Source organism: Clostridioides sp. ES-S-0001-03 (assembly GCF_020676075.1).
Lineage (GTDB): Bacteria > Bacillota > Clostridia > Peptostreptococcales > Peptostreptococcaceae > Clostridioides.
Genome location: NZ_JACVWJ010000001.1, coordinates 18,156 through 39,157 on the forward strand (window position 1 = coordinate 18,156; position 21,002 = coordinate 39,157).

Annotated in this window: 17 protein-coding genes; 12 read left to right on the top strand and 5 right to left on the bottom strand. The window is 31.0% G+C overall.

Annotated features, from left to right (window positions below):
- Position 1 precedes the first annotated feature (1 nt).
- From IC174_RS00070 to cls, 3 genes are all read right to left on the bottom strand, one after another.
- A complete protein-coding gene (locus IC174_RS00070) occupies positions 2–1,888 on the bottom strand; it encodes an NADH-quinone oxidoreductase subunit NuoF (protein ID WP_227435578.1) in 1,887 nt (628 codons plus the stop codon).
- A 16-nt stretch (positions 1,889–1,904) separates the two neighbouring features.
- Entirely contained in the window at positions 1,905–2,402 is a 498-nt protein-coding gene (locus IC174_RS00075; RefSeq protein ID WP_227435580.1) for a complex I 24 kDa subunit family protein, read from the bottom strand.
- Between the two features lie 315 nt (positions 2,403–2,717).
- Entirely contained in the window at positions 2,718–4,199 is a 1,482-nt protein-coding gene (cls, locus tag IC174_RS00080; protein ID WP_227435582.1) for a cardiolipin synthase, read from the bottom strand.
- 317 nt (positions 4,200–4,516) lie between these two features.
- On the opposite strand from cls, the gene IC174_RS00085 reads away from it, so the two are divergent.
- The 12 genes from IC174_RS00085 to IC174_RS00140 all read left to right on the top strand — a co-directional run bounded on the left by IC174_RS00085 (position 4,517) and on the right by IC174_RS00140 (position 19,425).
- Entirely contained in the window at positions 4,517–5,287 is a 771-nt protein-coding gene (locus IC174_RS00085) for a formate/nitrite transporter family protein (RefSeq protein WP_227481806.1), read from the top strand.
- Positions 5,288–5,560: 273 nt separating this feature from the next.
- Entirely contained in the window at positions 5,561–6,475 is a 915-nt protein-coding gene (gene murB / locus IC174_RS00090; RefSeq protein WP_227481807.1) for a UDP-N-acetylmuramate dehydrogenase, read from the top strand.
- A 3-nt stretch (positions 6,476–6,478) separates the two neighbouring features.
- Positions 6,479–7,192: a PHP domain-containing protein gene (locus IC174_RS00095; protein WP_227435589.1), complete on the top strand. Its 714-nt coding sequence runs from the start codon at positions 6,479–6,481 to the stop codon at positions 7,190–7,192.
- A 52-nt stretch (positions 7,193–7,244) separates the two neighbouring features.
- On the top strand, positions 7,245–8,102 hold the full coding sequence (rapZ, locus tag IC174_RS00100; protein ID WP_227435598.1) for an RNase adapter RapZ: 858 nt from the start codon (positions 7,245–7,247) through the stop codon (positions 8,100–8,102).
- 11 nt (positions 8,103–8,113) lie between these two features.
- Positions 8,114–9,220, top strand: a complete 1,107-nt coding sequence (locus IC174_RS00105) for a gluconeogenesis factor YvcK family protein (RefSeq protein ID WP_227435600.1) — start codon at positions 8,114–8,116, stop codon at positions 9,218–9,220.
- 68 nt (positions 9,221–9,288) lie between these two features.
- On the top strand, positions 9,289–9,714 hold the full coding sequence (locus IC174_RS00110) for an NUDIX hydrolase (protein WP_003416968.1): 426 nt from the start codon (positions 9,289–9,291) through the stop codon (positions 9,712–9,714).
- A gap of 16 nt (positions 9,715–9,730) precedes the next feature.
- Positions 9,731–10,681: a DNA-binding protein WhiA gene (gene whiA / locus IC174_RS00115; protein WP_227435601.1), complete on the top strand. Its 951-nt coding sequence runs from the start codon at positions 9,731–9,733 to the stop codon at positions 10,679–10,681.
- 153 nt (positions 10,682–10,834) lie between these two features.
- Positions 10,835–14,404 carry a DNA polymerase III subunit alpha gene (locus tag IC174_RS00120; RefSeq protein WP_227435603.1) on the top strand — a complete coding sequence of 1,190 codons (3,570 nt, stop codon included), beginning with the start codon at positions 10,835–10,837 and terminating at the stop codon, positions 14,402–14,404.
- A gap of 208 nt (positions 14,405–14,612) precedes the next feature.
- Positions 14,613–15,572, top strand: coding sequence for a 6-phosphofructokinase (gene pfkA, locus IC174_RS00125; RefSeq protein ID WP_227435605.1), 960 nt, complete (start codon positions 14,613–14,615; stop codon positions 15,570–15,572).
- 51 nt (positions 15,573–15,623) lie between these two features.
- Positions 15,624–17,384, top strand: a complete 1,761-nt coding sequence (gene pyk, locus IC174_RS00130; protein WP_227481808.1) for a pyruvate kinase — start codon at positions 15,624–15,626, stop codon at positions 17,382–17,384.
- Positions 17,385–17,558: 174 nt separating this feature from the next.
- A complete protein-coding gene (rlmD, locus tag IC174_RS00135) occupies positions 17,559–18,917 on the top strand; it encodes a 23S rRNA (uracil(1939)-C(5))-methyltransferase RlmD (RefSeq protein WP_227481809.1) in 1,359 nt (452 codons plus the stop codon).
- A gap of 301 nt (positions 18,918–19,218) precedes the next feature.
- On the top strand, positions 19,219–19,425 hold the full coding sequence (locus tag IC174_RS00140; protein ID WP_227481810.1) for a TnpV protein: 207 nt from the start codon (positions 19,219–19,221) through the stop codon (positions 19,423–19,425).
- A 118-nt stretch (positions 19,426–19,543) separates the two neighbouring features.
- On the opposite strand, the gene IC174_RS00145 is transcribed toward IC174_RS00140, so the two are convergent.
- Both IC174_RS00145 and IC174_RS00150 read right to left on the bottom strand, forming a co-directional pair.
- The gene (locus IC174_RS00145) at positions 19,544–20,458 is read right to left on the bottom strand and encodes a hypothetical protein (RefSeq protein ID WP_227435614.1); all 915 of its coding nucleotides are present in this window, start codon (positions 20,456–20,458) and stop codon (positions 19,544–19,546) included.
- A complete protein-coding gene (locus IC174_RS00150) occupies positions 20,451–20,975 on the bottom strand; it encodes a GNAT family N-acetyltransferase (RefSeq protein WP_227481811.1) in 525 nt (174 codons plus the stop codon). Before IC174_RS00150 ends, IC174_RS00145 begins: the two co-directional genes overlap by 8 nt.
- Positions 20,976–21,002 lie beyond the last annotated feature (27 nt).

The window sequence follows — 21,002 nt, forward strand, 5'->3', positions numbered from 1 at the left end:
GTTATTTCTTGATTATAGCATTAAATGTACAATTATCTATACAAGCACCACATTTTAGACACTTAGAAGTATCTATTGTATGTTGTTCTTTAACAGAACCTGTTATACAACCAGCAGGACACACTCTAGAACATTTTGTACAACCCTTACAAGCATCTGTTATGAAGTAAGAAAGTAAGTTTTGACATTTGCCAGCAGGACATTTCTTATCTACAACATGTGCTATATACTCATCTTTGAAATATTGAAGAGTACTTAAAACAGGGTTTGGAGCAGCTTTACCAAGACCACATAATGAAGCAGTTTGTATAGTTTCAGCAAGGTTTTCTAGGTCGTCTAAATCTTGTAGAGTACCATTACCTTCTGTAATTTTAGTTAATATTTCTAATAATCTCGTAGTACCTATACGACAAGGTGTACATTTACCACAAGATTCTTCAACAGTAAACTCAAGGAAGAATTTGGCTATATCTACCATACAGTCAGATTCATCAAGAACAAGCATACCACCAGAACCCATCATTGAGCCTATAGAGCTTAATGAACCAAAATCTATAGGTATATCTAAATGTTCAGTTGGTATACATCCACCAGACGGTCCACCTGTTTGAACTGCCTTGAAGTTTTTGCCTTCAGGAATTCCTCCACCAATTTCAAATACAATATCTCTTAAAGTAGTACCCATTGCAACTTCAACAAGACCTACATTTTCTACTTTTCCACCAAGAGCAAAAACTTTAGTACCACTAGAATCATCAGTACCTAAGTTAGCAAACCAGTCTCCACCCTTAAGTATGATTGCTGGAATATTAGCAAAAGTTTCAACATTGTTTAAGCAAGTAGGAGATTTCCATAATCCACTTTTAGAAGAACTATAAGTCTTCATTCTAGGTTCACCACGTCTACCTTCAATTGAATGCATTAAAGCTGTACCTTCACCACAAACGAAAGCTCCTGCACCGTATTTTAATTCTAATTTGAAGTTAAATCCAGTACCTAAGATATTTTCACCAAGTAAGCCATGTGCTTCAGCTTGAGCTATAGCTACTTTTAGTCTTTCTATAGATTTTGGATATTCAGCTCTTATATATATGTACCCTGTATCAGAACCTATAGCATATCCACATATTGCCATAGCTTCTAGTACACTATGAGGGTCTCCTTCAAGTACAGATCTATCCATGAATGCACCAGGGTCTCCTTCATCAGCATTACAGACAACGAATTTTTTATCAGTTGGGCCAGCAGGATTCTTTGAAGCAGCTTCCCATTTAGAACCTGTAGGGAATCCAGCTCCTCCTCTACCACGAAGACCAGAAGTCTTTACTTCTGCAATAACTTCTTGAGGAGTAAGAGTCGTTAAACATTTACCTAGAGCTAAATAACCATCATTAGCAATATAATCCTCTAAACTATCTGGGTCTATAAGCCCACAATTCTTTAGAGCTATACGTAATTGTTTTTTGTAGAAAGACATTTCTTCTTGTGCTTCTACTTTTTTATTTAAAGATTCTTCTTCATATAATAATTCCTCAACAACTGTATTTCTAATTAAGTGATTTTGAACTATCTTTTCAGCATCAGATGGTTCAACTTTCACATAGAAAACGTTATCAGGATAAACTTTTACGATAGGACCTTGAGCACAGAAACCAAAACAACCTGTTAAACGAACATCAACCTTGTCTTGTATTCCTGATTTTTTTATTTCATTTTCTAACTCACTAACTATTTCCATACTGTTTGAAGATGTACATCCAGTATCACAACAAACAAGTAATTCTCTTCTTAATACATTTTCCTTAGAATAATTTTTTCTTAGGCTAAGACTAGGTTTTAGCTCATCAGCTAAAACTTTTAATTCATCAAATGAATTTACTTTACGCATTATTTATTCACCCCTCTTAACAATTCAATTCTAATTCTCTATAAGTATCCAATATTTCGCTTACTTGATCTGGTTTTACTTTACCATAAACTTTACCATTTACAGTAACAACTGGAGCTAAACCACATGCCCCCAAACATCTTAAACCTTCTAAAGAAAATTTAAAATCACTAGTAGTTTCTCCAACTTTTATACCAAGCTGTTTTTCAAAAGCACTTAATATCTTATCAGCACCTTTTACAAAACATACAGTACCTAGACAGACACTTATTTTATACTTACCTACAGGTTCTGTAGTGAAATAAGAATAGAATGTAACAACCCCATATACCTTTGCAGGAGCTACTCCAAGTCTTTTAGCAACATGAAGTTGTACTTCTTTTGGAAGATATCCAAATATACCTTGAGCTTCATGTAGAACTTGTATCAAAGCACCTTCCTTTGTTGCAAGAGAGTCAATAAATATATCTAATTCGTCAAATAACTGCTTGTTGTGTGAAATAAAATCGCACATAACAAATCCCCCTTTTCTTTTTAAAGTTATTATTTTTCATAAAATAATTAACCATGAGTTGACACCAATATTATGTTGGTGAACAAAACCAAAACAATAAAGAAAGAATAATATACAACAATTTCTTTATTCATAAAAACAATGCAAAAAAGTTACCTATTAAAAAAAAACTATACTAGTCTATTATAATATAAAATAATTCAGAATAGTTAAAAAAAATAAAAAAAATGGACTGAATCCAATAAAAAAAAAATAATATATATAAAAAACTTTAAAAAATAAACCAAAAGGTAAAATTTTTATAAAATAAAAGATTTATAAAACTGATGATAATAGTCTAGAAATTGATTCCTTGATTTTTATATAAGTAGACCTAGAATTATATACATCTAATGTTATTTCTTTTGAATCTAAAATATCATTTTCAAATATAACTCTTTGCTCTAGTGCTTTTTTTGAAGAGTACATAAATGCATTTACTTCAAAATTAAGCTCAAAGCTTCTTATATCCATATTAGCTGTTCCTATAGAACATATAGAGTCATCTATAACTATTGTCTTAGCATGTAAAAATGCATTTTCACCATAAGTGTAGATTTTAGCTCCAAATTTTAAAAGTTCTCCAGCATATGAATATGATGCCCAGTATACAAAAGGATGGTCAGGTTTAGAAGGAATCATAATTCTTACATCAACACCAGATAAACAAGCTATTTTTAAAGTATCTATAAATGTTGAGTCAAGTATTAAATAAGGACTCTGTATGTATATATACTTTCTAGCTTTCTGAATCATTTTAAGGTAACCATATTTAATTTCATCAAGTTCTAATATATCTGGACCACTTGATACTATCTGAATCCCAATATTTTCAGAAGGACAATCAGAAGGTGTTTCACTTTCTACGAAGTACTTTTCTAAATCTAAATCTTCTTTAGTTGTATATCTCCAATCAAGGATAAACCTCATATTTAGGTCAATTACACAATCACCAGTAAGTTTAGTATGTGTATCTCTCCATAGACCAAATTTTGGATTTCTACCTAGATATTCGTCTCCAACATTGTATCCACCTACAAATCCTACTTTTCCATCAATGACAACTATTTTTCGGTGGTTTCTGTAGTTTAAGTTAAAGTTTACAATTTTTAAGAATGATGGAAAGAAACTTCCAACTTTAACACCACTTTCTTTTAATCTAGAAAGTGTACTATTTTTTAGTGTTCTACCACCAACGGCGTCAAATAAAAGTCTTACTTCTACACCTTCTTTGGCTTTATCTACTAGAATGTCAATTATTTCAGTTCCGATTTTGTCATCTTTGAAAATGTAAAACTGTATGTTTATATATTTCTTTGCTTTCTTAAGTTCTTCAAGAAGAGTGTTAAAAAATTGACTAGACTCAGCGTAAATCCACACATCGTTATTATTGGTATAATGAGCATTATTTGAATTAGCTAATGCATAAATCATATCCTTATGTTGATGTATCTCTGAATTAATTTCAGATGTAGATTGTAATTTAACTTGAGTATCTAGTATATTGCTTTTGATTATCTTATCATCCTTTTCTTTTAATCTAAACATATTGTTTTTTGAAATATTTCTGCCAAAAGCTATATAAAGTATAAATCCAAGAGCTGGTATTAATACTAATATAAGAAGCCATGTTAGAGTTGTATTTATATTTCTCTTTTCTCTAAAAATGAGATTTAGTATAACCATGAAATTAATTATATATATTGTAGTAACTGCTATTTCATATATTGACATTTCGAAAAATGATATATCAAACATAAAATTTCCTCCTTTAAATATTTATTAAAATAAGTAATTATATATAATAACACAAACATATATCTATTATATATAATACCTCAACAATAAAAAAGTAAAATAAATATTCGAAAGGTAAATTTTTCAAATTCAATATAAATTATTTCGAAATTAACAAAGTTGGTATATAATAAATAATATAATTATATGAGACAAGTATATATAAACATATAGTATATTTTTTATATTAATAAAATTTATTATATATCATATTGTTATTATATAATTATTGCCATAAAAAGACAAGGAAAAGTATAATTTTTAAGGGGGAAGGATTTATGAGTAAAGGATTCTTGACACCTGGGGAAACTGCACAAGCAACTATAAGTGCAGGCATTAAAAAAGCGAATATTTCAACACAAAATGCAATTTTATTAGGTTTACTTGGAGGAGCATTTATAGGTTTTGGGGCATTGGGTAGTATAATAATTAGTCAGACTTTTGGTAAGATAGACCCAGGAATAGCTAGTTTTTTAAGTGCCATGGTCTTTCCAGTAGGTCTTATGCTTGTAGTGGTAGCAGGGGCAGAATTATTCACTGGAAATACCTTAATGTTTATTCCACTTATGGATAAAAAAATAACATTAGGGAAAATGCTAAGAAACTGGGGCTTAGTTTATTTTGCAAATCTAGTAGGTTCACTACTTTTAGTGGCACTTTTATATTATTCTTCTACATTAACAGGGGATGCAGCTACAAAAGCCATAGCTGTAGCAGAAGCTAAAGTTAATTCAACGATAGTTTCAATGTTTTTAAAAGCAATACTTTGTAACATTTTAGTAGTTTTAGCTGTATGGATGGCTACAGCATCTCAAGACATAGTATCTAAGTTAGCCTCATGTTGGACAGTAATAATGTTATTTGTGTTATGTGGATTCCAACATAGTGTTGCAAATATGTTTTTTATACCAATGGGAATGGCATTAGGAGCAGATATTACTATGGTTCAATTAATAACTAATTTGGTATTTGTAACGCTTGGAAATGTAGTTGGAGGTTCTATAATAGTTGGGGGAATTTATTATCTTTGCTATGTGAAAAATAGTTAGATAAATAATACGAATTAAATAGCCTTTTAAAGCATTGATATCAGCGATATTGATGCTTTTTTTAAATTATTTATGTTCTTTTATATGTTGTTATTTTTTTTTTTTTACTTTATTATATATTTATTGAATATAGTTTGGAATTAAAAAACTTAAAAATATGAAATCTGTATGATAAGCAAAATCATATATTATTGAATATAGTTAATACTATATATTAATATAATTTAGATAATAATGACAACTGAAGTTTAGTATAATTTGGGAGGAAATACAATGAATAATCAAGATATATATGAAAATTTATTAAATATATTAAGCAAAGATGATATAAAAATAGATGAACCTATGAAAAAACATATCTCATTTAGAGTTGGAGGGCCAGCCGATATATTGGTTAGACCTAGAACTGAAGAGCAGTTAAAAAATGTACTTCAATTAGTGAAAAAAGAGTCTATTCCATATTTAATAATTGGAAATGGTTCAAATATTCTAATTAAAGATGGTGGAATAAGAGGCATAGTAATAGAACTTGCAGACAACTTTAATTCTTATGAGATAAAGGGCACTAAAATAATTGCTCAGTCAGGAGCTTTATTATCTGTTTTAGGTAAAGCTCTTCAAAAACAAGAATTAAAAGGATTTGAGTTTGCCTCAGGTATACCTGGAACATTGGGTGGAGCATTAGCCATGAATGCAGGAGCATATGGTGGTGAAATGAAAGATATAGTAAAATCGGTAAGATTAATAGATATGGAAGGAAATATCTTTGAACTGTCAAATGAACAGATGGAATTTGGGTATAGAAAAAGTATAATAACGAAAAATGGGTATATAGCTTTATCAGCAGAAATAGATTTACAAAAAGGAAATTATGATGAAATAAAAAGTTTAATGGATGATTTAACAACAAGAAGAACAACTAAGCAACCATTAAATTTTGCTAGTGCAGGAAGTACATTTAAAAGACCAACAGGATATTTTGCAGGGAAGTTAATAGAAGAAACTGGACTAAGAGGACTTACTTTAAGAGGTGCTCAAGTATCTGAGAAGCATTGTGGATTTGTGATTAATTTAGGAGAAGCAAGTGCTAAAGATATTTTAGATTTAATATATGTTATAAAAAGTGCTGTATATACCAAGTTTGGGGTTATGTTGGAAGAAGAAGTCAAAATACTTGGAGAGGATTAACAAATGAAAATATTGGCTGATTATCATACACATACATTATATAGTCATGGTAAGGGAACTATTGAAGATAATGTAAAGGTGGCCATTGCTAAAGGGATAAAGACAATCGGAATATCAGACCATAGTTATAAACATATTGCATATGGTGTAAAGAGGAAAGATATTCATAAAATGAGAGAAGAAATAAATTCTTTGAATGATAAATATAGTGATATAAATATACTTTTGGGTATGGAGTGTAACATATTAGATGATAAAGGTAATATAGACATGGATGAAAAATTTATAAAAGAACTTGACTATATCATGGCTGGATACCATTTTGGTTCTACTCCTACATCATTTGGAAGTTTATTAAATCATTGTAATAACTATATTTTTAAAACTGAAAAAGCAAAAGAGTATAATACAAAAGCCGTAATAAATGCTATGAATAATAATGATATTTTTGTAATTACACATCCTGGTGATAAAGGTGATGTATATATAGAAGAAATAGCAAAGGTAGCAAAAAAGACAGATACAAGGCTTGAAATAAATAGTAGTCATTCTTTTTTAAATGTAAAACAAATAAACGAAATAAAAGAAATAGGAAATAAATTTATAATAGGGTCAGATGCACATTGCCCAGAAAGAGTGGGTGATTTTAAACGAGCTATAAAAGCTGTATATGATTCAAATATGGATATATCATTAGTAGAAAATATTATAGTGTAATAATCGAAAGATAAAAGTGTAATAAACAGAAGATAAAAAGGAGGAGTTAGCAATGAAATTTGTTATAGTTACAGGTCTTTCAGGGTCTGGAAAAAGTGAAACAATGAGAGCTTTAGAGGATATGGGATTTTATTGTGTAGATAATCTACCTCCTGCTTTGATAACTAAATTTGCAGAATTATGTTATCAACCAAATTCAAGTATTGATAAAGTTGCTCTAGGTATAGATATAAGAGGAAGAAAGTTTTTTGAAGCTCTTCATGAAAGTTTAAACTACTTAGAAAAAGAAAATTATGAATATGAAATGGTGTATTTAGATTGTAATGATGATGTATTGTTAAAGAGATATAAAATGACAAGAAGAAATCACCCATTGGCGAAAGACATGCAAATTCCAGAAGGTATAAAAATGGAAAGAAAAATAATGGAGCCTTTAAAGGGATTTTCTACATGCATAATTGACACAACTAATATGAAACCAAAAGACCTTAAAGAAGAAATAAAGAAAATATATTCTTCTGGTGAAGATAATCCTAATTTAACTATATCTGTAGTATCTTTTGGATTTAAACATGGTATACTTGCTGATGCAGATTTAGTATTCGATGTAAGATTTCTTCCTAATCCATATTATGTTGAAGAATTGAGATCTAAAACTGGTGACGATAAAGAAGTTAGAGATTATGTTATGAATTCTAAAATTAGTGAGGAATTTTATGTAAAACTTTTGGATATGATTCATTTCTTAGTACCTCAATATATAGAAGAAGGAAAACAACATCTAGTAATTGGTGTTGGATGTACAGGTGGAAGACATAGGTCAGTTACTATAACAAATCTTATAGCGGAGGATTTATCTAATAAAGGATATAGAGTTGTAAAAAAACACAGAGACTCTATGTTACGATAATGGAGGCAAACATGGCTAAATTACTTATTATTGTAGGAATTTTAGGTTGGATTGCATTAATTGTATCGTTATTTATATATAAGAAAGCAAAGAATGAAAAAGTAAGGTTATTTCAGAGGTCTGTTATTGAAAATAGAGACCCTAATGTAGTAGTAATAGGTGGAGGAACTGGTCAATCAGTGTTTCTGAGGGGGCTTAAACACTCTACGCAGAATATAACTGCGATTGTTACTGTTGCTGATGATGGTGGAGGTTCAGGAGTATTAAGAGAAGACTTAGGAATGCTTCCACCAGGAGATATAAGAAATTGCCTGTTAGCACTTGCAAATATAGAACCAACTATGAATGAAGTTATGCAATATAGGTTTACAGAGGGACTTTTAAAAGGTCAAAGTTTTGGGAATCTATTTTTAGCTGCTATGAATGGATTATATGGAAACTTTGAAAAAGCTGTGTATAAATTAAGTGAGATTTTTGCTATAACAGGTAGGGTTTTGCCAGTAACACTAGAAGATGTAAACTTAGTTGCCAAATTAAAAAATGGTGAAATAGTAAATGGCGAATCTAGTATACCTGAAGAATCAAAAAATCAAAAAAGTTCTATTGATGAGATTTTTTTAAATCCTAAAGATGTTAAACCATTAGGAGATGTTATTGCATCTATTTATGATGCTGATATTATAATTATGGGTCCTGGAAGTTTATATACTAGTATAATACCAAACTTACTTGTAGATGGTGTTGTAGACGCCATTAAAGCCTCTCTAGCGCCAAAAGTGTATATATCAAATATAATGACTCAACCAGGGGAAACAGAAGGATATAATGTATTAGAACATATTAATGCGATAATAAAGCATACTGACAATAATTTGATAGATTATGTGATAGCAAATAACGAAATATTGCCAGAAGGAATGCTTGATTTATATAAACAAGATGGAGCAGAACAGGTTTTACTAGATAAAAAACAAAAAGATAAGTTAAAAGAGATGGGTATAAAAACCGTAGAAAAAAATTTGATTGAAATAAAAAATAATTATATAAGACATGATGCAAAATATATATCTAACATAGTTATTGAGTTAGCCCTAAATCATAATTACAACAAAAGTTAGTAAAAAAGGATTTTAAAAAAAAGTGTAGAAATCCTTATCATTATGTTAGTTTTAAGGAGTGAACATCGATGAGAGAAGAGGTTAGTGCTGGTGGTGTAGTCCTGTTTGGCAATACGATTCTTTTACTAAGGAAGTTCAATGGAGATTGGGTGCTACCCAAAGGAAAAGTAGAAGAAGGGGAAAATAACCAAGAGGCAGCATTACGTGAAGTAAGCGAAGAAACTGGAGTAAAAGCAGATATATTGAAATATTTAGGTGAAATACACTATACATTCAAAGAAAACTGGGATGAAAATAGAGCAGTTCATAAAACAGTTTTTTGGTACTTAATGCAAGCAAAAAATATGGATACTATTCCACAAAAAGAGGAAGGCTTTATTGATGCTAAATTTATCCATCTAGATAGAGTGGTAGACCTAGCTAGGTATGATGATGAAAAGGAAATAATAAAGGTTGCCTTGCAGGAAATAAAAAAAAGGTTAAAGAAAAATTAGTTAATGGGTGATATATATGTCTTTTTCAACTGAAACCAAAAATGAACTAGCGAGAATTGTATCTGAGAATGAATGTTGTAATATAGCTGAACTGTCAGCTCTAGTTAAATCAGGGGGAAGTATACAAATTGTTGGATATAAAAAACTAAATTTAAAAATAACAACAGAATTAAACTCAATAGCCCGTAAAGTCTTTAAGTTATTAAAAAAGAATTTCAGCATAAATACTACAATTTCTGTAAATAAAAATCAAATGTTAAAGAGAAATAATAGTTATGTATTAATGGTAACAAGTGAAATGGGTTCAGAAATGTTATTAAAAAAATTAGGTGTATTGGAAGAAAAAGAGGGATTTTTTACTATAAATAGAGTTCCAGAAAGTTTGGTTAAACATGAGGGATGTAAAAGAGCTTTTATAAGAGGAGCTTTTCTTGGTGGAGGTTCTATAAGTGATCCAGAAAAAAACTATCATATGGAATTTGTAACTAACAATGAGGATTTTGCAGATTCATTAAAAGAACTTATAAATTCTTTAGGCTTTAATAGTAAAATTGTGGCTAGAAAAAATAATTATGTTGTTTATCTTAAAGAGAGTGAACAAATATCCGATTTATTAAGTATTATAGGAGGACACCACGCTCTTTTAAGTCTCCAAAATACTAAAATAGTAAAAGAAATGAGAAATAATGTAAACAGAATAGTAAATTGCGAGACAGCTAACCTTTCTAAAACAGTAAATGCAGCCGTAAGACAAGTAGAAAATATTAGACTAATACAAGAAACTATAGGGATTAGTAGCTTACCAGAAAATTTACAAGAAATAGCCAAGATTAGAATTGAGTATGAAGATATGACTCTCAAGGAGCTTGGAGAGATGTTAGACCCGCCAATAGGAAAATCTGGTGTCAATCATAGACTTAGAAAAATAGAAGAAATCGCGACAGACTTGAAAAAAAAATCATTATAATAAATTTGAGGGGACAATCTCAAAATAAGAATTAATTTCAACATATAGGGTTATAGGTGGAAGTTAATTCCTATTTTGAGATAAAAGTCTCTGTTTTTGTTTTAAGACATGTATTTGTGGTAAAATTAAATTTATAAAACAGGAGGTGATTTAATGGAAAAAGATTTTGCTCATCTTCATGTACATACCGAGTATAGTTTACTTGATGGATTTTCGAGGGTGAAAAAACTTATAAAAAGAGCTAAAGAATTAAATATGAGTTCAATTGCTATTACTGACCATGGTTGTATGTTTGGTGTTATAGATTTTTATAAAACAGCTATAAAAGAAGGAATAAAACCAATTATAGGGTGTGAAGTTTATACAGCTGCACGTGGATTAAGAGATAAAGACCCTAATTATGATAAATATCAAGGACATTTAGTTTTGTTAGCTAAGAATATGGAAGGCTATAAAAATTTGATAAAAATAGTCTCAACTTCATATGTAGAAGGCTTCTACTATAAGCCTAGAGTCGATATGGAAGAACTTAGAAAGCATTGTGAAGGGATTGTAGCACTTTCTGCATGTCTTGCAGGAGATGTTGCACGTGCTTTGATGAATAGAAATTATGAAAAAGCAAAAAAGTTTGCCATTGATTACAAAGATATATTTGGTGAAGAAAATTTCTTTTTAGAAATTCAAGACCATAATTTACCAGAACAGAGAGAAGTGAATTCTGGATTAGTGAAATTATCAAAAGAGACTGGTATTCCACTAGTTGCTACTAATGATGTTCACTATGTAAATAAAGAAGATTCAAAAATACATGATGTTCTTATGTGTATTCAAATGGGTAAAACAGTAAATGACCCAAATAGAATGAGATTTGGAAGTGATGAGTTTTATCTGAAATCAAGAGAAGAAATGGAAGAGTTATTCCCATATGCACTAGAGGCTATTGATAATACTGTAAAAATAGCTGATATGTGTAATGTAGAGTTTGATTTTAACACTATACATCTTCCTAAATATGATGTTCCAGATGGATATACGCCAGAAACTTATTTAAGAGAATTGTGTTTTAATGGATTAAAAGAAAGATATGATAATCCTGATAGTGAGATACTAGATAGATTAAACTATGAATTAGATGTAATTGAAAAAATGGGTTATGTGGAATACTTTTTAATAGTTTGGGACTTTATAAATTTCTCTAAAGAAAATAATATTATAGTAGGACCAGGTAGAGGTAGTGCGGCAGGTTCAATAGTAGCATATACACTTAAGATAACTGATATAGACCCAATAAAATATTCTCTCCTATTTGAACGTTTTCTAAATCCAGAACGTATATCTATGCCAGATATAGATATAGATTTTTGCTATGAAAGAAGAGAAGAAGTTATAGACTATGTAAAGCGAAAATATGGTGATGACCATGTTGCACAAATAATAACTTTTGGAACAATGGGTGCAAAAGCCGCAATAAGAGATGTTGGAAGAGTATTAGATATAGGCTACAATAAGGTTGATAAGATAGCTAAAGAAATACCATTTGCTTTAGGAATGACTATAGATAAGGCATTAGATACAAATCCAAACCTTAAGGATTTATATGACCAAGACCCTGAAACAAAAGAGATAATCAATATATCAAAGCAAATAGAGGGAATGTTAAGACATGCTTCCACTCATGCAGCAGGAGTTGTTATATCCAAAAATCCTGTAGATGAGTATGTACCTCTGTACAAGCATCAAGATGCAATCACAACTCAATTTACTATGACAACACTTGAAGAACTTGGTCTTTTAAAGATGGACTTTCTTGGATTAAGAACACTTACAGTTATAAGAGATGCACTTGATTTAATAGAAAAGAATAGAACAATAAAAAATTACACTGAAAATATAGATTTTTCAAAGATGGACTATGATGATCCAAAGGTATATGAAATGCTTTCATCTGGAAATACTTTAGGAGTGTTTCAGTTGGAAAGTGCTGGTATGAGGAGTTTTATGAAACAACTGAAACCAGATAATTTTGAAGATATTGTAGCAGGAATATCCCTATTTAGACCAGGTCCAATGGACTCTATACCTGCGTATATAAAAAATAAAAGTAATCCAAAAGATGTAACATACTTACATGAGAAATTAAAACCAATAATGGAAGTTACATATGGATGTTTGGTATATCAAGAACAAGTTATGCAAGTTGTTAGAGATTTAGGTGGATATAGTTATGGTCGTAGTGACTTGGTTAGAAGAGCCATGAGTAAGAAAAAAATGGATGTAATGGAAGAAGAAAGACAATATTTTATTCATGGGAAATTTGATGAAGATGGCAACATAGAAATTGCAGGGTGTGTTAGAAATGGTGTAGAAGAGGAAATAGCCAATAAAATATTTGATGACATGATAGATTTTGCTCGTTATGCATTTAATAAATCACATGCAGCTGCATATGGAGTTTTAGCATATGAGACAGCTTATTTAAAAACATATTATCCTGTTGAGTTTATGGCAGCTTTAATAACTAGTGTTATGGGAAATACTGATAAGGTAGTTGAATATATAAGAGAATGTAAAGCATTAGATATAGATGTGTTGCCACCAGACATAAATAAAAGTTTTTCAAAATTCTCGGTTGAAGGTGACAACATAAGATTTGGTCTGGCTGCTGTAAAAAATGTTGGTGTAAATATAATAAATAATATAATTGATGAGAGAGAGTCTAAGGGATTATTTATAGACTTAGTTGATTTAGTTAAGAGATTAGACCAAAAAGATACAAATAAAAGAGTAATAGAAAGCTTAATAAAATGTGGAGCTTTTGATAATATAAGTGAAAATAGAGCTAGTCTGATGGCTGGTTATGAAACTTTATTAGAAAGTGTTTCTATGGACAGAAAGAAAAATGTTCAAGGTCAAATTTCATTATTTGATGCTTTTGGAGATAGTGAAGAAGATAGTGACTTTCAACAAATATATAATTTACCTAAAAGACCAGAATATGAAGAAAGAGAGAAACTTAATCTTGAAAAAGAAGTTCTGGGAATGTATGTAAGTGGGCATCCTTTATCGCAATTTGAAAAAGAATTACAAGAAAAAACATCTATAGATAATGGAAAGTTAAATTCATTAAAAGAGGATGAAGAGTCATATATACAAATGAATGAAACTGATGCAATAATGGGTGGAATGATTGTAAATAAAACGATAAAAACCACAAAAAGAAATGAAATTATGGCATTTATTGAGTTAGAAGATTTATATGGTGCTATAGAAATAATAGTTTTTCCTCAGTTATTACAAAAATATAATGTTATTTTAAACGAAGATAATATAATTTATGTAAAAGGAACATTAAGTATAAAAGAAGGCGAAAATGCAAAACTTATAGCTAGAGAAATAAAAGATATAAAAGACAATACTGACTTTGAAGCTAAAAAATATAATTCAGTAAGAACTAAAAATGTACAAAATGTGAAGTTAGAAAGTGGAAAAAAACTGTATTTAAAAATAGATAGTATGTCTGACACAGATACAACTTACAATATTATAGAAATAGCAAAGCAATATCCAGGCAATGACAGTATATACTTATATCCTATGGATGAAAATATAAATGGTAAGCGCAAAGCATATAAAATGACAGGAGTATCCACCTTTATATGTGATGAATTTATAAACAATTTAGAAAGATTACTTCCTAAGGATAACATAAAGATAAAAGCTTAATTTTTTGGATAAAAATCTAAATATATTATAATAATATGAAAAATATTGTCCGTTTTGTGATATAATATCACAAAATGGACATTTAAGGACATTTAATTTTTTTAGTCTTGATGGGATTGAAAAATGATATAGGGACGAAAAAAGTCCATTAAGATGTGATAAGAATGATTATAATAAAAATTTGACATAAAATCCAAGGAGGTAAAAAATGAAAACTATAGGATTACTAACAAGTGGAGGAGATGCTCCAGGAATGAATGCTGCGATTAGAGCGGTTGTAAGGTCAGCAATATATTATGGATGCAAAGTATATGGAATCAATAGAGGATATAAGGGATTGTTGGAAGAAGATTTAACTGAAATGAACTTATCTTCTGTTGGGGATATTATACACAGAGGAGGAACTATATTAAAATCTTCTAGATGTGAAGAATTCAAAACAGAAGAAGGTAGATTAAAGGCAGTAAAAATTCTTAAAAAGTATAAAATTGACTGCTTAGTAGTAATTGGAGGAGACGGTTCATTTACAGGAGCTCAAAAACTTAGTGACTTAGGATTTCCAGCTATAGGTATACCAGGAACTATAGATAATGACTTAGCATATACAGATTACACTATAGGATTTGACACTGCAATGAATACTATTATAGATGCTATAGGTAAAATAAGAGATACATCATCATCTCATGAAAGAGTTAATATAGTAGAAGTTATGGGAAGACACTGTGGAGATTTAGCCTTATATGCAGGTCTTGCAGGAGGAGCTGAAACTATAATAGTACCAGAAGTAGAGGTTAAAGTAGATGAAGTTGCTTTAAGATTAAAGACTACTCAAAAAAGAGGTAAGAGACATAGTATAATCGTGTTGGCAGAAGGAGTTGGAAGTGCTAGCGATTTAGAGAAGGAACTTAAAAAAGAATCAGGAGCAGATTTAAGAGTAACTGTATTAGGTCATGTTCAAAGAGGAGGAAGCCCAACTGTATTTGATAGAATACTAGCAAGCAGACTTGGTGTAAGAGCTGTAGAATTACTACTAGATGGAAAGTCAGCTAGAGTTGTCGGAATAAAAGAAAACAAAATAATTGACTTAGAAATAAGTGAAGCTTTATCTCAAAAGAAGGTTTTTGATAAAGAAGCTTATGAAATGGCAAAAATATTATCTATATAAATCTTAGTATTTAAAATAAATCTGTGAAATAATATTTCAGGAGGAGCAAATATGTTAAATAATGTAAAGAAAACAAAAATTGTTTGTACGCTAGGGCCAGCATCACAAAGTGAAGAAGTTTTAACTCAACTTATGCAAAATGGTCTAAATGTGTGCAGATTTAACTTTTCCCATGGTTCACATGAAGAACACAAGGAAAGAATAGATATGGCAAAAAAAGTTAGAGAAAAACTAAATAAACCAGTTGCTATATTATTAGACACTAAAGGTCCAGAAATTAGAACAGGTAATTTTGCAGACCCAGAGGTATCTTTAGAAGAAGGACAAAAATTTACTATAACTATGAAAGATGTTGTAGGAACTAAAGAAATATGTACAGTAAGTTATAAGGGTCTTGCGGAAGATGTTAAAGTAGGAGATTCTATACTAATAGATGATGGCTTAGTTGGTTTAAGAGTAAAAGAAATAAATGGCGAAGATATAGTATGTATCGTTGAAAATTCTGGAATAGTAAAAAATCATAAAGGGGTAAATGTGCCTGGTGTAAAAATAAATTTACCAGCAATAACTCCTAAAGATATAAGCGACATAGAATTTGGAATAAGCCAAGGTATAGACTATATAGCTGCCTCATTTGTAAGGAAAGCATCTGATGTACTAGCAATAAGAGAAATTTTAGAAAATAACAATGCAACTGATATACAAATTATATCTAAGATAGAAAATCAAGAAGGTGTAGAAAACTTAGATGAAATATTAAAAGTTTCTGATGGTATAATGGTAGCTAGAGGTGATTTAGGTGTTGAAATACCTACTGAAGAAATGCCAATAGTTCAGAAAATGATGATAAAAAAATGCAATGAATTAGCAAAACCAGTTGTAACTGCTACACAAATGCTTGATTCTATGATAAGAAATCCAAGACCAACAAGAGCAGAAGTTACAGACGTAGCTAATGCTATATATGATGGAACAGATGCAATAATGTTATCTGGAGAAACTGCTGCTGGGAAATATCCTGTAGAAGCTGTAAAAATGATGGCTACAATAGCAAAAAGAACAGAAGAAACTTTGGATTATGATAGATTGTTAAAGGAAAATGGTACTAATAATGTTACAGTAACAGATGCAATAAGCCATGCTACTTGTACAACAGCTGTAGATTTAGATGCATCAGCTATAATAACATCTACTTCTTCAGGTTATACTGCTAGAATGGTGTCTAAATTTAGACCAAAATCTCCAATAATAGCTACTACAAATAATGAAAAAACTATGAATAAACTAGCTCTTACATGGGGAGTTTATCCAGTTAAATCTTCTGTTGCAGGAAATACAGATGAAGTTATAGAAAAAGCAATAGAAGCAGCTAGACAAGCAGATTATATAGATAATGGAGAACTAGTGGTTATAACTGCTGGAGTACCAGTAGGAGTAAGCGGAACTACTAACTTAATAAAGGTTCATGTAATAAGTGAAGAAATTGTTCAAGGTATAGGTGTAGGTAATCAAACAGTAGAAGGTAAAGTTCGTATAATAAAAAATGGAGATACTTGTGTAGACTTCAATAAAGGAGATATATTAGTTTCTACAGCTACTGATGCTGAAATGAACAATTATATAGAGAAAGCAGGAGCTGTAGTAACTGAAAATGGTGGAATGACATCACATACAGCTATCGTAGGAATAAATTTAGATATACCAGTTATTGTGTCTGCAAATGATATAACTAATCTAGTAAAAGATGGAGAAGTTGTAACAGTGGATGCATCAAGAGGTGTAATATATAGAGGTTCAACTAGAGTTTTATAAGAAAATAATAAATTTATTTTGTCAAGGGGCTTTATAAGCTCCTTTTTTTTTGGTAAAATAAAATATTGTAGCTTAGTAAAAAATATAGTTTAGTTAATAGCAAGATTTTAATATATATTTAAAGAAAAGAATTTGTAAGAATTTAAATTTAATATAGTGATTGGAGGGTGATTTATGCTTTCAAAAAACGAGATGTATATTGTAGATATAGTAGACATTGGACAGGCTGGAGTAGGCGTTGGAAAGTACAATGGTATTACAGTTTTTGTAGAGGGCGGATTAATACAAGATAAAGTTAAAGTTAAAATTAATAAGGTCAAGAAAAATTATGCTGTAGGAGACATTGTTGAAATAATAGAGAAGTCTCCATTTAGAGTAAAAAGAGTGTGTAGTGACAATCTTAAGGATTGTGGAGGGTGCCAAATACAAGATTTAGACTATAATAAACAACTTGAAATGAAAACAAATGAAGTTAAACAAGTGCTTACAAGAATAGGTAAGTTGGATGATGTGGTAGTTCATGATACTATAGGCATGGAGAAGCCATATAGATATAGAAATAAAGCTCAATTTCCAATACAAAAGAACAATGGAGTTCCTATTATTGGTTTTTACAAAAAGAAGACTCACGATGTAATATCGACAGAAAAATGTGTAATACAACATGAACTAAATGATAAAATTGTTAAGATAATAAAAACGTATATAAGAGCTTATAAGGTAAGCATATATGATGAAAAGTCTCAGACTGGAGTAATTAGACATTTGGTGACAAAAATTGGATTTACAACTAAAGAAGTAATGGTTGTATTAGTTGCTAATGGAAACAGACTTCCATATCTTAAAGAATTAGCTTCAGTATTAGAGGAAAATATACCTGGATTTAAGACTTTAGTTGTAAATATAAATGAAAAAAATACAAATGCCATTCTTGGAAAAGAGAATATAGTTGTGTATGGAGATGGTAAAATAAATGATTATATAGGAGATTTAGTATTTGAGATTTCTCCATTGTCATTTTTCCAAGTAAATCCTATACAAACTAAGGTATTATATGATAAAGCTCTTGAATATGCAGATTTAAAGGATACTGATACTGTTTTTGATATTTATTGTGGTATAGGTACAATATCTTTATTTTTAGCGCAAAAGGCTAAAAAAGTTTATGGAATAGAAATTATAGAAGATGCTATAAAAGATGCTAAGGTAAATGCTAGATTAAACAATATACATAATGCTGAATTCTATGTGGGTAAGGCAGAAGAGGTTGTTCCTAAGATGTATAGTGAGGGTAAGACTGCTAATGTTGTAGTTGTAGACCCACCTAGAAAGGGTTGTGACGAAAAGGTTTTAGATACAATTGTTTCAATGAATCCTGAGAGAATTGTTTATGTTTCTTGTAATCCTTCTACTTTAGCAAGGGATTTAGATTATCTAAATATGCATGGATTTAAATGTATTGAGGCACAACCTGTAGATATGTTCCCTCATTCTACACATGTGGAAACTGTAGCTAAGATAATCAAGCAATAGTAATGTATATATTAAGATTTAAATAATAAAACAGGAAAGGCTCTTTAGGCTCTCTGTGATAAGGATGTTTACAAACCAAGTAACAGCAAGGCATACAGCCAAACGGTTCCAAGTAAATTGTAAGCATCCATTTCACACAAAACCAAAAAGCCATTGAAACTATCTTTACAGACGGTTCCAATGGCTTTTTGCTGCACTATTGCCGGATAAATCACTTTAAATCGTTAAATCTTTGTCTGGGATTCCGGTCTGGACGCGCAAGCATTTATCGCTTACCATAATAGGTGAAGGAGGCGAGATAATGCAACAGACGATTGAATTGCTTTATAATGGGGATATTTGCCCAGGCGAGCGGACGAGGATTCGACTTGGCGGATATAAAGCCGCAAGAGAGATTGCCATGAAGGCTCACGATGCCCTTGAGGATACGATGGAGCGCATTCGGCTACGGACACAGGCACAGACGATAGCCGATGAAATTGTGTTTGCAGAACTGATTTACACTTAAAAACAGCCGCCACACTAACCGTAAAAAGTTGGTGTGGCGGCTTGTTTGTGTAGATTATCTCGATACTCTCGAAAAGCAGCCAACGAGAGTGGCACACAGCAAATTGCTCATAATATGATTATAGCATCATAATTCGCTCAATTCCAATACCACTAATAAGCAATCTCTCTCGCTTATTGCATAACATCTGTTGCGTCCAATCAACAAACCCACCGTCACCAATTTCAAGGGTTTCACCGTCTTTTTCCATATAAATCTTAAAATTGATTCCTTTGTAATAATTATTATCCTCATGGTCTAAATCAAAATCAAACGGTGTATCAGGTAGCTCGGTTTGTATCAGTTCTGACATTCTCTGAAAAAATCCATCGGTATCGGTATAGCCACCACGCTTTCTAAGAGTGACCGACATTTTTGCATGATACTTTTCGAGTAACAGTAGCTTATAATACTCAAGCTGCTTTAAAAGTATTTCTTTCTCACTCAAATAAGAGCCAGTGTCTTTAGCTGTCGATACAATGCAAAATATCCCGAAGTGAGCAAAATGATTTTTGCTTAAAAGAGGTTGAGTTCTCGTCGTTCTTGCAGTTGTGCAAAAGTGCGCGGCAGTAGAATTATCAAGTGCTTTATTTTTTATTTTATCCGCAATTATGGTTGCGAGCATATTTGTTGGGTCAGCAAGTACTTCTGTTCCACGAAGTGCACTGACTATATTGTTTTGATCCACACAGCCAAATGTAGAGCAGTTACCAAACGGTGCAACGGGAGAAAGCATAACGCTTTTAATACCAACACTTTTTGCAAGCTCTAATAGCATAATTTCATACTTGTGATAATCTATGGCATCGCAACCGCTCGGAACGCAAAAACGGTTTAGCGCATAGCTTTTCAGCATATTTGGAGGAGATATATTTTTTTGCTTCATTATCTCAAGCAGCAATGTATTCAGGTCAGATTGTGACAACGAAGCCATTTTCTCCGTTAATTCTGGATTACCAATCTTATTTAATATTCGGTTTGTTATTTCATTCACTTTTTTCACCACATTTCGTATCAATCATATATTCTTCAAGGTATAATTTGCGTCCATCCAGTGTTATTACTTCTTTCTCGCTGGATAGCACACCCCCAAAATAGAGCGGTATTTTTTTGCTTGCAATATTTCGTTTGTCAACAGGATAGAGCAGCTTTTTAATACCCATATTTTCGGCATACTCGATCAGTCCACCAATAGCTTCTCTGCCATAATAATTACCATGAGCTGATATTTTTGTCCAGATGCCAAGTTCAGGAATTTCACCTTTTAATTTGTGCAAACCGCATGTTCCTAAAAACTCACCCGTATCCGAAAGTGTAATCACATACACAAAATCAGTGCCATCAATGCGTTGTTTCGTGAAATTTTCAATAACACTTTCAGTTTCGCTTATTTTATTCGCAGGACAAGGAAACATGTATGTTGTTACCTCATTTGAGAAGTTAGCGAAAATGTCGTGTTTATGCTTTTTTTCAACAGGCAAAAGTACTAACCGTTTCGTTTGAATGTTCATAAGTTTGACCTCGTCTAATATAAATTG